Origin of the sequence: Burkholderia sp. SIMBA_062, from assembly GCF_046534765.1 — a bacterium.
Classification (GTDB): domain Bacteria; phylum Pseudomonadota; class Gammaproteobacteria; order Burkholderiales; family Burkholderiaceae; genus Burkholderia; species Burkholderia ambifaria.
In genome coordinates, this window is sequence record NZ_JAWRYD010000235.1 from 1 (window position 1) to 276 (window position 276).

Genomic DNA, 276 nt, shown 5'->3' on the forward strand with positions numbered 1-276 from the left:
GTCTCTACGACAATCTCCCCGCTAGCTGAAACGCGAACGTAAGGCACTGATTTTTCAAGGATTTTGTGCACAAGCTCGCTGTCGCGCAGTGGTGGGCGGCCCACCTTCACTAAGGCCTTGTTTATCTCTACAGCCTTCCTCCTGATGGCCTCTTGCTCAGCGTTCGTGAGCCGTATGTTCGTGGGCATTACCCCTCCACTCATTGTGTGATCCCTCCAAATAATACATGTGTGCAGGTAGACAGGTATTGACGTATACATGTGGGCATGTGTAGAT

Annotated in this window: 1 protein-coding gene; it reads right to left on the minus strand. The window is 51.1% G+C overall.

Features of this window, described 5'->3' with window-relative positions:
* Positions 1 to 188, minus strand: a 188-nt coding sequence (locus tag SB786_RS36180; protein ID WP_410731569.1) for a hypothetical protein, incomplete at its 3' end; no start/stop codon positions are given.
* Between the last annotated feature and the right edge of the window lie 88 nt (positions 189 to 276).